The organism is Paenibacillus luteus, from assembly GCF_006542765.1.
Classification (GTDB): Bacteria; Bacillota; Bacilli; order Paenibacillales; family Paenibacillaceae; genus Pristimantibacillus; species Pristimantibacillus luteus.
Window position 1 is genome coordinate 455,029 of the sequence record NZ_SKCD01000033.1, and the last position, 17,138, is coordinate 472,166.

Below are 17,138 nucleotides of genomic sequence, written 5' to 3' on the forward strand. Positions count from 1 at the left end.
GAGTTAGAAGCTGCATGTGGTAAAAACCCGTGTGGCTTTTTTCTGTACCGACAAGGTTGAAACATGGATAGTTATGAAAATGTAATATATCTGACTATCCCTTAATGAATTGTTGTGTTTTAGCTAGATTAGTATAGACAAAAGGAAGCAATTGCTTGTATGATCGTTAGTACAAATGAATATTATATAAGAAATTAGGTGCTCTAATCCTATAATGGGTTCTAGAGCTTAATAGGGAAGCACGGTGCAAATCCGTCACGGTCCCGCCACTGTAAATGATGAGCGATTCGGCAAATAGCCACTGAATGACATAGTTATTTGGGAAGGCGCTGAGAAGCGATGATTCATAAGTCAGGAGACCTGCCAATTTCTTGCGTTTCTAATTCTTCGGGGTGGAGAGAAAGAGAAACAAAAAGCGAAGTGGGTTAAGCGTAATTTTTACGTTTGTTCACTTTTATTGATGTGTACTGACATCAATGTAAACCTGTTATTTAAGCCGTCCTCCAAGGATGGCTTTTATTTATTTTTATGACTAAATCATAGAGGAAAGAGGTTAATGATGAGAACAAAAATGATTTCGCAAAAGTGGTTGGCTTTCGTATTGAGCCTAACCGTATTTCTCTCTGCGGCAAGCTCTGCCTTCCTGCCTTCGGTAAAGGTAGAGGCAGCAGCTAGCAATCCGAATCTTGGTCCATTTACGATTTATGATGCACTGCCTGCTCCAGGGCAGTTTGTAAATGAGACGGGTTTCGGTGGGATAAACAATCTTAATGAAACTTGGGACAATAATAATTTAGGAAATGGTATTTCTTTGGGAGGATTTGGCGGTTCAATCGTGTTTAAGACGAATGCTCCTGTCTTAAACAGTGCGGATCATCCGTATGGCATTGATTTTACTGTATACGGAAATGCTTTCTCCGGATTTGAGGAGCCTGGCGCAGTTGCCGTCGCTCAGGATGATGGTACCGGAAAACCTAGTAAATGGTATAATATTGCAGGATCCGAGCATTATGAGGATTCCACGATATGGGATTATCGTGCGACTTATACGAATCCTGATCCGGAATTTGCGAATGCAAACGGAATTAGTGTTCCTTGGGTAGATAATTTAGGAGCTACTGGTGTGATAAAGGTCAATGCTTACCATAAGCATTCCTATTATCCAATTCCTGCAAATTATCCTTTATCACAAACACCCTTTGATCATTTGCAGCACTCGTATTCAGGGGTAAAGCTTGCTGCTCAAAAAAATGCTTTTGGATATACCGATACACATGCGAACGGAAGCGCACCGTATAATCTTGCTGGAAACCCTTATATTGCAACTCCAGCAAAGGGTGATGGCATTGATATAAGCTGGGCGGTTGATGAGAATGGCTTGCCGGTTTCTCTAGACTCTATTGATTTTATAAAAGTAAGTACAGCTGTACAGATTGATGGGGGGCCTTTTGGTGAGGTAAGCACGGAGGTAACATCACTTCAAATTCATGAACCTAATGCTTCAGTAGGTATTACACCAAACTTAAATTCAATTACTTTGACGGGTCTTGAAAATGAATCAGGGTCCAAAAAAGTGACGATTCAAGACAATGTAAACGTATATAACAATATTAAAGTAAATGCGGATACGATCAAGGTAACAGCTAATGGAACAGCAGATCAAGTATTTGTAAATAATAAAAGAGGGACAGTGAACGAGCAGGTTGATAAAATTTTAACCTTAAGTGAAACTAAACCTCGATTAGTACGCGTAATTGCTCAACAAGGAGAGAATGAGCCAAGAATTTATTATTTAAGTATTCTTAAAGGCTCAGATAAGCTAGATGCGGATATCGAGCGCACAGCTCAATATGTGTTGAATGGAAATGTTAATTCTGAATGGCAAGCCGTAGGTATCGCACAAGCTAGCAAAAAGGTACCGGAATCTTACTATAATCAACTCATTAATAACTTGAAACAAGCCAATGGCACGTTCAGCAAGGTAACGGATTATGCCCGTTACAGCATTGCGATATCAGCACTTGGCTATGACGCAAGCAGCTTTGAAGGCTATGATTTTATTAATAAAATCACTAACAATACAAGAATGATTAATCAAGGCGTCAATGGCCCGTTATATAGCCTTATTGCGATAAATTCGGGCAATTATCAGGTGCCGAAAAACGCAGAATGGACGAAAGAGAAGCTGTTGGAGGAAATTCTTAAGTATCAGGGATCTGATGGCGGGTTTTCACTGGCTTTGAATAGTGCTAGCGATGCGGATATGACAGCAATGACGCTGATCGCTTTAGCTCCTTATGCTGATCAATCTGAGATAAAAACAGCTGGAGAGAGAGCGGTAGCTTGGCTTTCCACAAATCAAAAGCCTCACGGAGGTTATGGCGGGGAAAGCAGCGAGAGCGTATCTCAAGCCATTATTGGCCTTACATCCAACGGAATCGATCCTACGGGAGCTGCATTTACAAAGGATGGCATCAATCTTCTTGATAAGCTGCTAAGCTTTGCGAAGCCTGACGGCGGATTTGCTCATCTTGTTTCAGGTTCAAGCAATGGGATGGCAACAGAACAGGCACTGCAGGCGTTAGAAGCCTATAACCTATTTGTAAATAAAGCAGGTAGATTGTATGAGTTTGCAGGAAAAACGATGCCGGGGGTTGCTTTCCCAGCAGCAATAACCATTGATATTGAAGGTCCACAAGCTTCTATCGCGGTGGGAAATGCGAATGGTACGTCTGCATTAAACGCTTTGGAGAGCTTTGCAATATCAGAAGGAATTGCGCTGAATGTTGTTAATTCTGCTTACGGCAAGTATGTAAAAGGGATTGCTAATATTAAGGAAGCCACTTACGGAGGATTTGACGGTTGGCAATATGCCGTTAAACGTAACGGTGAATGGATTCACCCTGGCGTAGGCATTGCTGATTTTGAGCTTCAATCATCGGATCATCTGCTCGTATATTATGGAGATTTTAATACACAGCTCGTAAATGCGGCTATTGTTACCCCAACTCTTCCAGTAACGGGACAAGACTTTTCTGTTCAGGTAAACAAAGAATCATGGGATTGGAATAATAATAAAACGATTGTAGTCCCGGCTGCAGGAGCTAAGGTTACTTTTGGAAGCAAATCGGCTATTGCAGATGCAAATGGCGCTGCTGTTTTCTATGGCGGACTTGCAACAGCCGGTACGCACAACGGCGTCATTACACAGTATGTGACAGATGACTCACCTGTTGTTGTTCGTCAAACTGTACCCTTAACGGTTAACGCGGCAGATCCGAATGCAATCGACAAGTTTGTAACGCTTAAAGTCGTAGGCGATGATGTGAAAGGAACGATATTAAGTTCTAAAACATATAAGCTGCAAGAAAATGATACAGCCTTTACAATTCTTAAACGTGAGCTAGGGGAGAAGGTCATTTCCAGCGGCTCGGGAGCTTCAGTTTATGTGTCAGAAATTGATGGACTAGCTGAGTTTGACCGAGGATCTAAAAGTGGTTGGTTAGTAGCGGTCAATGGTATTCTACCAGAGGTTAGCGCTGGAGCGTATACGCTGAAAGCGAATGACGTTGTAACTTGGAGATATACTCTAGACTATGAAGAAGATTACAATCACCCAGCACCGGTAGACAATGGACTGGTAGAGGTTTCAGTAGCAGTAGAGGGACCAGAGGGTGCTGTAACAGAAGGCAGCATAAAAGGTGCGACTGCGCTTGATGCGCTGCAAAGACTAACAACGGAAAAGGATAAACAACTATCCGTTGCAAGTTATTCGTATGGGTTAATGGTGGATAAGATCAATCACATTGAATCCGGTAGTTACGGAGAATATGATGGTTGGCAATATGCAATAATGCGCGATGGACACTGGATTTATCCAATGGTTGGCATAGCAGAGTATGAGCTTAAAGCCTCGGATCAAGTCCTAGTGTTTTATGGCGGTTCTAATACAGCATTTGTCCATGAAACCGTAGTTACGCCAACTATCCCAACTGTTGGGGTAGAGTTTACGGTTACAATCACCAAGGAAACTTTCGACTGGAGTACAAATCTTGCGGTTGTTGCTCCAGCAGCAGGAGCAAAAGTTGAAATTGGCAATCAAATCGTGATTGCGGATGAGAATGGAATTGCAACTTTTAATACTGGAATCGAAGCAGAAGGCACTTACACAGGCGTAGTTAGTCAATATCTGACGGAACGCACGCCGGATGTTGTTCGGCAATCCTTTTCGATTATAGTTCAATCTGTACCTACTACGCCGGAGCCAACGCCGACAACGTCGACAGAACCAACGCCGACAACGTCGACAGAACCAACACCGACAACGTCGCCACAGCCAACGCCGACAACGACAGAGCCACCGATTACGATAAAGAACGCTACAATCAGCGTTACTGGAGATAGTCAGAAGGGAACCATTCTTCCAGCCAAGTCTGTTCAGCTTCTGGCAGGCGATACGGCTTATGCAGTGCTTAAACGAGAGTTAGGGGCTAAGGTAGTTTCCAGCGGTACGGGAGCTACGCTGTATGTCGAGGAAATTGACGGCCTAGCTGAATTCGACCGTGGTCCACTAAGCGGTTGGATGTACTCTGTGAATGGCGTTTTCCCTGATATTAGTGCGGGAGAGTATGTGCTTCAACCAAATGATGTTTTGGCTTGGCGCTATACAACTGATTTAGGGAAGGATCTTGGAGGTCCAATTCCAACTGATCCAAGTGGAAATATTGATCCAAGTACTGATCCAAGTACTACGACAGATATTGTGGAAGCCGTTCTTACGGAACTAAACAAGTTAACCTTACCGGCTAACAATACCAATTCTATTGGTAAAGTCGGACAAACGACTTTTGTTTTGAATGCAGCAACGCCAATGAGCGCAGCCGAGCTTGCTGAGCTTGTTAAGCTGCTTGGGAAATCGACTGTTAAGATCAGTCAAAGCGCAAAACCGGACAGCGAAGCTGTGATTCAGGATACAGATGCGAAGGTTAAGCTTATCGTGCCTGCAGGAGCTGTTAAGGAAACAACGGTAATCGAAGTGAATGAGCTTGCGTTGAAAAGCACAGGCTTGGTATCTTCTATTTTCGAATTCACCCCTAACGGCACCGTATTTCAAAATCCGGTGTACATTCAGATCAGAGTGCCTGCGGATGCAAAAAATGCTGCCAATCTTGCGCTTGTCTGGCTTGATGAGAAAACTGGGCAATGGATTCCGATTCCAGCGGTATTAGATTTGAAAAATGGTACGATTACAGGTAAAACGACTCATTTCACGAAGTATGCAGTAATCGACCGTAGCAAGCTGACCTTTGTGGATAACAGCCTCATTTCATCATGGGCATACGATGCAGTCTATCGTGTGTTCGATGCAAATATTATGGTGGGAGTGAGCGGCTCCGAGCTTCGTTTTGAGCCGAAGAAACAAATGACGCGCGCCGAATTTGCTACGCTGCTCATTAACTTGCTTGGGGAAACACCTGCTGACGAAGCAAAGGCAGTCTTTAAGGATGTTGCGCCAGGCGCATGGTACTACGGAGCGATTATGCGTGCAAAAGAGCTAAACATTATTCAGGGCATGAGCGCAGATACGTTTAATCCAAATCAAGCGGTAACGAGAGAGCAAATGGCTATTATGATTGCCAAAGCGTTCAAGCTTGAAGGAAATAACGAAGCGCTGCCGTTTACAGATGCAAATAAAATCCAAGAGAGCGCCAAAGCATACGTTAATGCGGTATACACCAGCGGTATTATGCAGGGCTCAGGCGGGAGCTTTGATCCTAAAGCAGCGGTAACAAGAGAAATGGCTGCTGTAGTCGCAGATAAGCTGCAGAATCTTTCAGTAAAATAAACTCAAAAAAGAATGAGAAGGCCCAGTGCCTCTCGTTCTTTTTTTTACCTTCATACGCAGTCCCACATGCATAGGAGCCAGGAACTATTTTCGTCCGAAAGAACAGTATTTAGCCAAATGTTCTTTATTAAGAATAACATCAATGGTATATTTAACAAGATAACCCATAAAGGCTGGACAAGCTTGGATGGATTTCGGCACAAAATAGGAGGCATAGGGTGAATATTTTAAAGCTGGTGTTGACGATGCTGCTTGGCTTGCAGCTTACGCTGCTGTCCGGGGAGCCTGCGATAGCGAGTGCAGGAGACACAAACGAAGAACCGCAAAAGGAATATGCGATTGAGTTGAGCCGATTCGGCATTTACAAGAATGGCACACATCCGGCGGAGACAACCAAAGGGATTAATAATGCGTTGAAATGGGCAGCCCAAAACGGCATAAAAAAAACGTCGCTGCCATCCGGCACTTACTTGATTGATAAGAATAGCCAAATTAACATGGTCAGCAACATGGTCTTTGAATTGCCGAAGGACGCCATTCTCCAGAAGGAGACGAATGCGAAAGAGAGCTACCATTTGATGTATTTAGGTTATGGGATTCATGATGTAACGCTGAGAGGCGGTATCTACAAGGGAGATAAAGCTACTCATGATTATTCCAAAAAAGAAAATAAGCATAGCTCAGGCACGCATGAAGGCGGTTATGGCATCATCACGCTGGGTGCTACGAACCTAACCATTGATGGCGTTCAAGCTACTAACTTTACAGGTGACGGCCTCATATTGGGCGGGCACGGAACGATGGTCAAGGACTTATACGAGAACCAATTTATTTCCGGGGCAATTGACGATAAAGGGAAAAATGTTTCCAATTCCAAAACGGTTAGAACGAAGGAACCGCTGAACTTTTCGCATGCGATCTTTAAGACGGAGCGCGAGTTCGAGTTCTCGAATGCGATCAAGCTGCCCGGCGTATTCGATATCTTCTTTTACAAGTCGAACGGCACGTTTATAAAGAAGCTGGCTAATGCTAGAGTGCGGGATATCATTCAAATTCCGGAGGGAGCGACGCAGTTTCATCTTGTATTTAATCAAGCGACGAAGAAGCAGGCTTATATTGAATTTTGGAACCGTAAAGTTACGACAAATGTGCTGGTCCAAAACTCGGAGTTTGCTTATAACCGCAGACAAGGCATCACCGTGGGCGGGGCGGACAATGTGCTCATCACGAATAATAAATTTCATCATATGAAGGGGGCTATGCCTCAGGCCGGCATCGATCTGGAAGGCGGATTCGGCGAAAATGGCAATCGCAATAGTAATATCACCATTAAGAGCAATGAGTTTTACAACAATGCCTCTTATGATGTGATTTTGTATGATGGCAAGGATGCTATCGTTGAGGATAACCATTTTGCTTCGAAAGGGGCCATTGGCCTTGCGATTTCCGAGCCGTTTAAAGGCGCATTGGTCAAAAATAATCATTTTGACGGCTCGCGAATCTTTGCGGCGCATGATGCAACCTTTATCGGGAACCGGATGAATGACTCGTATACGACCTTGGAGGGGCCGAATATTAAAATCGAGGACATGACGTTTACGGATTCCACGTTTGCCCTCAGCGCCAAAACGGCTTTTGGCATTAGCGCCTCCAATATTACGATCAACAACAATAAAAAGAGCGACTCCGGCCTTTCGATTTGGGGCAAGCCGATTCATTTGAAGGACATTACGATTAACGGTGAAGGCACGCTTCGAGTCGTGACGGGCGGTGCGGCTGAAGGCTCTACTTTTGACCGATTAAAGGTCATCGGCTACAGCACGACGTATGGCGTTACGCTGCCGCCTGGCACTTACAACAACTGCGAGTTTGTAGGAGCAGCGGGAACGGGGAAATTCGGCTCAATCAGCGTTGCATCGGCGGGAAAATACGTGTTTGACGGCTGTTCCTTTGAATCTCCGGAACCGCTCAGCACGCTGCTGCTCGGCGAACATCCGAAGCTGGATCTAACGATCAAAAACTCCATCTTCAAGCTGCTTGGCAATACACAGGCGATTAGCGTGCAAGCAGCCAAAAACCTGCTAGTGGAGAATAATACGATTACCGCAGACAAGCTAACATCCGATAAAACCGAATTGATCCGCATTAACGATAACTGGAAGCGGAATGAAGCGCATGATGTGCTGAAAGCCGTGATTAGAGGCAATACGATTACAACGAATATTGCCGCCATTGGAATCGCTACTTTATATGCGGGTACAGGAGCCCCAGCGTATACGATTGAGAACAATACACTTTATACGGCAAAGCTGCTGACCAAAAAAAATGACGTGCTCAAAAACAATTTGTTGAAAAGCTAGCCTTACCGCCTCAGTCAGCCCTGACCATCGCCGGTCAGGGCTTTTTTTATTGTGTACACCGCTGCTGTAAATGACTTACAGAGGAAATGTCTGCTTTTTAACCATTTCAGTCTACTTTTTGGATGGCTTGTTCCGTCTCGTTCCCTAATAATTGGTATGGTATCGCTTACAAGGGTGGGGAGGAGGTTTGTTGATCGAATTACAGATTTTATTGCAAGGCTAGTCTACAATCAGATTTTCCGGGAGGTAAATAACGAAATGCGAAGGTTAGAGAACAGGAAGAAGAAGTTTTATTCGAAGCTTCTAAGTATTGTACTGGTCATGTCACTTGTTTTGCCGTTGAACCTGCCTGCTGCTTATGCGGCGGACACGGTTCTCGTATCCGATGATTTTAGCAGTTACCCGGATGGCAAATTTGAAATTGGCGTTGGAAATAACTGGACGAAGGAAGGGACTGCTCCCACTGTAAACTTGGCTGAAGATACGGTGACGGGCTCAACATATTTAGCAATGAAACATGATGCGACAGGCTCTTCCTATTTCGGGCAACGGTTCGCCGCGCAAAATGGAGGTTTAATCATTGAGTTTGATGTAAATATTCCTTCGAACAAAGGCGGTACCTTATGGGTCATGGACGGAAAGATCAATGCGACGAGCTCGGCAGCTTTGCGCTACCAGTTGGATGCTGGCGTGATCAAGCGTCACAATGCTGCGGCGGGCAACCAAATCAATTACGATACGACGCATTGGTACCGTTTTAAAATGGTATTCAATACCCCGCAGCAAAAATACACGACAACGATCACGGATTTGACGACGGATGAAACGGTCGTTTGGCCGGACGCTTTCTATAGCACGCGCGAGAGAATCAGCAGCTTCGGTTTTTTTGTAAACGCGGGTGGCGGAGCTTTTAATCTGACAAATGTTCGTGTTACATCACTGGATTTGGCTTTAAGCAGCCTAGGCATCCATTCGAATGGCGCATCTCTTCCACTACTCCCTCCATTCGATCCTAAAGTGGACAACTATACGGTGGAAATCCCTTACTCGGTATCAGAGCTTTCGGTTTATTCTGCTGCCAGCAACCCGGACGGCGTAACGCTGAAAGTGGGGGATGCGGCTATTACAAGCGGAGATTCCTTGCCAGTAGCCATAATTGGAAACGAAACTAGCATCCGCGTATCGGCGACCTCCAAGGAATATACGGACATTGCCAAAGCCTATACAGTAAAGGTAAACAGGCTCGCGAAGTCGCCCAACGTGAATTACCCGGCAGCAGAGGGGAGAGACGGAAAGATATTGCTGGGGTGGGAGCAGCCTGCGGACCCCGCCTATCTGGAAACACGCATCTATTTGAAAAGTGAGGATGATTCACTTGTTCTCGTGGATACGGTACCGAAAGGGAAATACATTTCAACCGTTAATGGACTTGTGAATGGCTCTGATTATAGCTTTGTGATCAAAGGAGCCTTCGCATACGAAGGTGAAGAAATATCGGAATCTGAAGGCGTCACGATAAGCGCCTCTCCAATTAAGCTTGCCGCGCGCCAAATGGAAAATCTGGATCGCGGCTTGGTAGCCGTCAAAGAAGCGAATCATGTTTACGTGGGCTGGCGCTTGCTCGGTACCGATCCATCCACGATTGCGTTCAACCTTTACCGTGACGGGGTTAAAATCAATGCAAGTTCGATGACGGGCAGCACGAACTTTGAGGATACAGGAGGTACGACGGATTCCACTTATTTTGTCCGAGCTGTAATGGACGGCGTGGAGCAACGGCAATCGGAAACAGCAACCGTATGGGATATGAATTACTTGAATGTGCCGATTGAGAAACCAGCAGACGGGATAACGCCAAGCGGCGAGTCTTACAGCTATCGTGCCAATGATGCGACTGTTGCCGATTTGGATGGCGATGGGGAATATGAAATTGTATTGAAATGGGATCCGACCAACTCGAAGGATAACTCTCAAAGCGGGTATACGGGAAATGTGTATGTTGATGCTTATAAAATGGACGGCACGCAGCTGTGGCGGATCGATTTAGGCAAAAACATCCGCGCAGGTGCCCATTACCTGGATATTATGGTTTATGACCTAGATGGTGATGGCAAAGCGGAGGTTACCTTCCGCACGGCAGATGGCACCATTGATGGCGAAGGCACAGTCATTGGCGATGCCAATGCGGATTACCGCAATGCCAGCGGCTATATTTTGACCGGCCCAGAGTTTCACACCGTGTTTGAAGGCGCCACAGGCAAAGCACTAGCATCGGAGGCATATGAGCCGGAGCGTGGTAATGTTGGCGATTGGGGCGATACGTACGGCAACCGCGTAGACCGCTTTCTAGCCGCTATCGCTTACCTGGATGGCGAAAGGCCAAGCGTCATTATGCAGCGCGGCTATTATACTCGCATGGTGTTGGTCGCTTACAACTGGAGAGACGGCAAGCTGACGAAGCTGTGGACGTTCGATTCAAAGACCGCGGGCAATGAAAGCTATGCCGGACAAGGCAATCATCAGCTCAGCGTTGCGGATGTTGATGGTGATGGCCGAGATGAGATCATTACCGGCGCGACAGCGATTGACGACAATGGAACCGGACTGTGGAACTCGCGGTTAGGTCATGGCGACGCTATGCACTTAGGCAATTTGAATCCTAACCGTTTAGGATTGGAACTCTTTGCCGTTCAGGAGGATACGGGCGTCAAATATTCATCCAACGTAAAGGATGCCCGCACCGGCCGGGTGCTATGGGGCCAGCTGCAGACGGGAATTGATACAGGGAGAGGCTTGTCGGCCGATATTGATCCGCGTTACGAAGGTGCGGAAGCATGGTCCATCGATGGCGAATGGAACAGTGCAACTGGCAGCTTGTTCACCGCGACGGGAGAGAAAATTTCAAACCGCATCCCTTCCTCTAACTTTGCGATCTGGTGGGACGGGGATCTTAGCCGCGAGCTGCTTGATCATGAATGGCAAGGCGATCCATCACGTGTAGGCATACCGAAAATCGACAAATGGGATTATGAAAACAATCAACTGGTTCCGTTAGTGAAGTTTGAGGGAACGTATTCCAATAATGATACGAAAGGGAATCCGGTCTTGCAGGCGGATATTTTAGGCGACTGGCGTGAAGAGGTCATTTTGCGTACAGAGGATAGCAGCGCACTTCGCATCTATACGACAACAGATGTGACGGAGCACCGCATCCCTACGCTCATGCATGATCCTGTATACCGATTGGGAGTCGCTTGGCAAAATACGGGCTACAATCAACCGCCGCATACGAGCTTCTTCCTAGGAACGGGTATGGAAACGCCTGAGCAGCCGAATATTCGTACCAATACTATTCAAGCCACGGGCTTAAGCCTATTCGTAGATTCGAATGAGGTTGCGGTAGGCCAGCAGCTTCAGTTGATTCCAGCATTTACGCCAGCTGCGGCAACGGATCAGTCGGTGACTTGGTCGGTTTATCATGAAGATGGGACGGCTACGGCGTTAGCCTCGATAAATGCAAACGGATTATTAACGGCAAATGCCGCCGGTAAAGTGAAGGTGACCGCGGAAGCCATGGGTGGCTCTGGCGTCGTAGGTACAGTGATGGTTACGATTAATTCTGCTGGAACGGGGTCACCTAGCACTGGCGGCGGGGGAGCGTCGCAGCCGGATGTTAATGTAGGCAGCGGAAGCGTTAGCCTCGTTGCAGGGATAGATGCTGGCGGCAAGGCAAGTGCAGATTTCAAAGCAGCTGACGTAAAGAAAGCCGCAGAAACGGCAGCAGGATCTAAGCTTGTGCTGGAGGTAAAGCCAAAGAGCGCAGCGAATGCCGTTCAAGCTATACTGCCTGCTCAAGCTTTAAAATCAGCAGTTCATCAAAAGATTAGGCAAGTAGAAATTCGTTTAGGCTTGGCTGTGGTCACGCTTGATCAAGAGCTGATCGGAGCAAGCGTTAGCGATGCTGCTTCTAAGGTAGAGCTTGTCGTCACCCAAGTGGACGCAGCAGCCTTAACGAGCAGCGAAAAAGCAAAGGTTGGAGAAAACAAGGCATACAACTTTACGCTTACGGTAGATGGCAAGCCGGTAAGCAGCTTCGGCGGAGGCGTGAAGGTAGAGCTTGACTACACTCTTGCTGCGGGTGAAAACCCGAATCTAGTTGTCGTTTATTTCCTGGGCGATAATGATGAGCAGCATATCGTGAAGAATGGGGTGTATCAGGCTTCGAATGGCAAGGTTGTGTTCAAGCCGGCTCATTTTAGCAACTATGCAGCCGCTTCGGTGAAAGCCGGATTTACGGACATTGCCAGATTAAGCTGGGCTAAGGACCGGATTGAATCGCTGTCTGCCAGAGGTATTGTGAATGGGGTAGGCAACGACAATTTTAAACCGGATCAAAAGGTAACAAGGGCTGAGTTTCTGAAAATGCTGATATTTGCTTTCGACCTCGCCGATGCCGAGGCGAGCAGCGGACTAAGCGATGTGCAAGCAGGCAGCTGGTATTATGATTCGGTTGCTGCTGCGGAGAAGCTTGGCATTGTGCAAGGCAAAGCGGATGGCAGCTTTGGCGTAAATGATGAGATCACGAGACAGGACATGGCCGTAATGGCTTATCGAGTTGCGAAGCAGCTCGAGCTGAAGCTTGATGGCAAAGTATCAACAGCCGCGTTTACCGATCAAACAGCTATTAGCAGCTATGCCACCCAGGCAGTAGACGCCATGCAGGCAGCAAGCATTATTGAAGGGATCGGAAGCGGAGTGTTTAATCCGAAGGGAGCTGCGACGAGAGCTCAAGCAGCTGTCATCATTCATAAGCTTTTAACTCTATCTATGGACTAAAGAAAAACAGGAAGTTCGGTCTTCTTTTATAAGAAGGGAGTAGAATTAATTAGTTAGCTAAGTGAGCAGTATGTCGTTTATAAAATAAGCCGGAAATTCAACAAACAGCCGAGCAGGGCTTCTATGCCTGTCCGGCTGTTTGCTGCTTTTATGATGCTTTTGTGATCGGGTCGATTTCGGTCATTCATGCGTCACTGTCGTTTCTTTCTTAAAATATAAGGTTGGAAGATGGGCGATACCCATGTAGAATAAGTAGGCTCAGGCAACATGCTGTTTCACCTGAACGATCTATAGGCTACACTGTAACCGAACAAGTCAGTAAAGGGAGGTTAAGAGTTGGGGAAAGTGAAGTTTGCAGATGCAAGCGTGAGTAAATCCATAGCAGAGCTTGTTAGCAAGCAGAATCAGAAAAAGTTGGTACTTTGGGCAGCGGAGTGCGCAGAACATGTGCTACCGTATTTCGAGGAGGCTTGTCCAAATGATCATAGACCTCGAGAGGCAATCGAAGCGGGCCGTGCCTGGGTGCGTGGCGAAATCGTGATGAGCGAAGCTCGGACTGCTGCATTTGCCGCCCATGCCGCTGCCCGCGATGCCGATCAAACAGCTGTCAGCGCAGTCGTTAATCGCTTGCACTCATGCGCAGCAGCTCGCGCTGCTGGCCATGCAGCCGCAACCGCCCATGTCGCTGGTCATGCGGTTCACGCAGCTACCTATGCTGCAAAAGCTGCCGCCTATGCGGCTGAAGCGAAAGACGCCGATGCGAACACGACTAAGGAACGTGAGTGGCAATACCAGCGCTTGCTGGATATAGCCGTAACAACCTGAGAACATAGCTTACCATGAGCGGATATACAGAATCTTATGACTCATAATACTAGTTACAGGCCTCAACCTATTTTTATATAAAATAGGCTGAGGCCTAATTGTTGCGGCTGCTTCGTCCATACCGTCATTCAATCGAATCATATCATAGCTTATATCGATTAATGGGGGGTGAATTAGCTTGAGTAAAATAGCTGCTGTAAAAAAGAAAAAATGTGGAAGAAAACGACTACTTAGAAAGAATGGAGCTGCGGCTTCCGTACTCCAAATAAGATACTCCCATACACCTAGCAGAAAAGGTTGTATTAAAAAAACATATGGTAATGGTTCATTTAGTAGAAAAAAGCGAAATAAAAAGGTTATCTTTTTCAAAGAGCAGCCCAATGCTATGGAACAACATTCTGTACAAGGCTCATTAGGTCCACAAGGAGCCCGAGGAGAACAAGGTCCACAAGGACTCCCAGGGCTTGGACTTCAAGGACTTCAAGGACCTCAAGGCGAACAAGGACTTGAAGGGCTTCAAGGTCTACCTGGCATTCAGGGACCCCAAGGTGAACCAGGAACGGTTATTGTTCCTGACATTATTATTTTGCCGACGTGTAAAAGGTTTTTTTATACTGTCAGCTCGGATGCTCAATCTCTATTGATTATTCAGGCTGCTGAGTTTACAAACGATGAGGGAGACGTCATTACTTCATTTCCTGAAATTGTTCCCAATAGCTATAACAATGTTTACATCAATGGATTATTGCAAGAAAGTAGTTTATATGTTTTAAACGAAAATGACATAAGCTTTAATCTCGGAAATCAAACGATTTTTGCAGGCACACCGATCATTTTCGAAATAGTTACCTTCGCAGTTCAAATCATTCCACCATTTAACTAAATAAGTTCCACGAATGAGTACTTCCTCTTTTCTAACTCTAGCATAAGCTAGTTGAGAGAGTGAGGTGATATAAATGGCTATTTCAAAACCCTTTATGGCTGCTAGAAGGTTCAGTGCTACAGCAGGAGACGGGACAGGTGTAGGCGTCGCTTATAATATTCTTGCGACAGCGACTACAAATGACGCTGGTGTTGCTGCAACTGCTTTCCCAACGGAGCCTGCTTATTACAATCTGTATATTAATGGACTGATTCAAACAGCAGATACTTCAACCGTAACAACGACTGCAATCACGATCCCAGGCGGCGATGCACTTGATGATGGAACTCCAATCATCATTGAATTCGTAGTAAACTAACCGGATTGTCAACGTGATGCCGGCCATTCTTTTTATTGAATGGCCGGCATTGTCGTTTATTAAAATAGAATACCGATGGATGTACCTATCAAATAGGTAAAAATAACAATGAAAAAGTAAAAATAGTAACGTATAATTTCTATATTCATTCATCTAAGCTTAAAGGTGATGAATAAGCAGAATAAGGCAGGAGGAGTTTCATGCGCACCTACATTACGGCTTTGTTTAATAACATGAAGCTCAAAGAGAAGTTTTTGTTTTCTTATTTGATTATTATTGTTTCGATCACGCTGCTTATTAGCTTGGCAAATTATTATATTTCCGAAACATCCCTCAAGCAAATCAGCTACAATTATTCGGAATATTTAATGAGTCAAATTGGGAATAATATGGAAACGCTTACAAGTGATCTGGATCAAACGCTGCTGATGTACGTGAATGCAGAGGATGTGTTTCCGTATTTGCGCGGGGAGGCAGAATCCAACTATTTTTTACAATACAAGGCGATTAATCGGAAAATGATTAAAAACCTAGAAGCTAAGCCCTATTTGATGGGCGCATTCGTTCAGGACAAGCAGGAGCAATGGTATCATTATAATTTTGTGAAAAATACAGTTTCTGAATATAGGCATCAGCTGAATATTGATTTACAGGAGGTCAAGGACTATAAAGGCTCAGCGAAATGGACGCCTGGCGAGGGAGACGAGGAGGGAGCGATTATTGTCAGCCGTGCGCTGTACGATCCCGGCACCTACGAGTATCTTGGCATTATAGGAGCCATAGTTGAGGATGATTATATCCGAAGCATCTACCATAACGTAGATCGGGTCGACGGCGGCGAGTTTTTTATATTTAACGAGAACGGCCAGCTGCTCATTTACGATACGCCAGATAGAAAGCGCTATATTAACCAGGTGCTCGCGAGTCATGACCTGTCGCTGGCGGATGGTCAGACGAGCTTTCGGAACGAAGGCAAGGATTATATTGCAACGACAAAGACGATTACGGATAAAAAATGGAAGCTCGTCAATATTATTTCAGTGAATGAGCTTAGGAAGCATACGGATGCGCTAAAATATTGGATATTTTATACCTGTTTGATCGCCATGATAGGCGCATTGATTTTGGCTTATTTATTTTCACATCAAATTACGGCGAATGTAAGAAAACTGCTGAACAGCATAAAGCATATTTCTCAGGGGAATTTCAAAGTACAAGCGACAATTCCGAAAGGTCGGGATGAAATAGCTATACTAGGCACCAAGTTTAATCAGATGTCTGAGCAAATCGAACAATTAATTGACACGGTAACGAGCGAAAAGCTGCTTAAGCAGGAGGCGGAATATAAATCATTGGCGTTTGAATACAAAGCGCTGCAAGCTCAGATCAACCCTCATTTTTTGTACAATACGCTAGAGTTTATTAATTGCAATGCACTGATGCTGGAAACCGACAAGGTCAGCCAAATGGTATGCTTGCTCGGGGATCTGCTTCGCGATACGTTCCGCAACAAGAAGCATATCATTACATTAGAGGAAGAACTGCACTATATAAAAAAATATTTGGATATCCATCAGACCATTTATACGGACAAAATATTTGCAACGTATGAAATCGATTCAGCCCTCCTTCAAACCAGCGTGCCTAACTTTATTTTGCAGCCTATTGTTGAGAATGCGATTGTGCACGGCATGGAGGGAATCAGCGGTATGGGGCTTATCCAAATCGTCTGCCGTCGTGAGAATGACTTATGCATAATCGAGATTAAGGATAATGGAATTGGCATTGCTCCCGATATACAGGAATCGCTGCTGCGTGTAGAGGATACGGAACGTCGGGAGGACGAGCATTACAAAGAGAGCGAGCCGGCCAAAATTGGCATTCGAAGCGTGAATAAACGCGTAAAACTTATGTTTGGGGCGGCGTATGGACTAAGTATCGTAAGCATGCCGGGGACGGAAACCGTGGTGTCCATTTCAATCCCACTGCAAACGGCGTCTGCACTCTATGACAAAACAGAAGGAGAATGAA

7 protein-coding genes and 1 riboswitch are annotated in these 17,138 nt (G+C 45.6%); all 7 genes read left to right on the top strand.

Translation table 11 applies throughout. The features are described from left to right. Positions 1–179: 179 nt before the first annotated feature. Positions 180–382, top strand: a riboswitch (cobalamin riboswitch). Positions 383–559: 177 nt separating this feature from the next. The 7 genes from E0496_RS24160 (at position 560) to E0496_RS24190 (ending at position 17,137) form a co-directional block, all read left to right on the top strand. After that, positions 560–5,845 carry a DUF4430 domain-containing protein gene (locus E0496_RS24160; RefSeq protein WP_206669845.1) on the top strand — a complete coding sequence of 1,762 codons (5,286 nt, stop codon included), beginning with the start codon at positions 560–562 and terminating at the stop codon, positions 5,843–5,845. Positions 5,846–6,063: 218 nt separating this feature from the next. Then, positions 6,064–8,205: a right-handed parallel beta-helix repeat-containing protein gene (locus E0496_RS24165; protein WP_141504312.1), complete on the top strand. Its 2,142-nt coding sequence runs from the start codon at positions 6,064–6,066 to the stop codon at positions 8,203–8,205. A 258-nt stretch (positions 8,206–8,463) separates the two neighbouring features. Continuing rightward, positions 8,464–13,041, top strand: a complete 4,578-nt coding sequence (locus tag E0496_RS24170; protein WP_141504313.1) for a rhamnogalacturonan lyase family protein — start codon at positions 8,464–8,466, stop codon at positions 13,039–13,041. 345 nt (positions 13,042–13,386) lie between these two features. After that, positions 13,387–13,866 carry a putative immunity protein gene (locus E0496_RS24175; RefSeq protein WP_141504374.1) on the top strand — a complete coding sequence of 160 codons (480 nt, stop codon included), beginning with the start codon at positions 13,387–13,389 and terminating at the stop codon, positions 13,864–13,866. 178 nt (positions 13,867–14,044) lie between these two features. Next, positions 14,045–14,749 (top strand): DUF4183 domain-containing protein, encoded by a 705-nt coding sequence (locus E0496_RS24180; protein ID WP_141504314.1) that lies wholly within the window; start codon positions 14,045–14,047, stop codon positions 14,747–14,749. A 73-nt stretch (positions 14,750–14,822) separates the two neighbouring features. Next, positions 14,823–15,107 (top strand): DUF4183 domain-containing protein, encoded by a 285-nt coding sequence (locus tag E0496_RS24185; protein ID WP_141504315.1) that lies wholly within the window; start codon positions 14,823–14,825, stop codon positions 15,105–15,107. 200 nt (positions 15,108–15,307) lie between these two features. After that, positions 15,308–17,137, top strand: coding sequence for a cache domain-containing sensor histidine kinase (locus tag E0496_RS24190; RefSeq protein WP_141504316.1), 1,830 nt, complete (start codon positions 15,308–15,310; stop codon positions 17,135–17,137). Position 17,138: the final 1 nt, after the last annotated feature.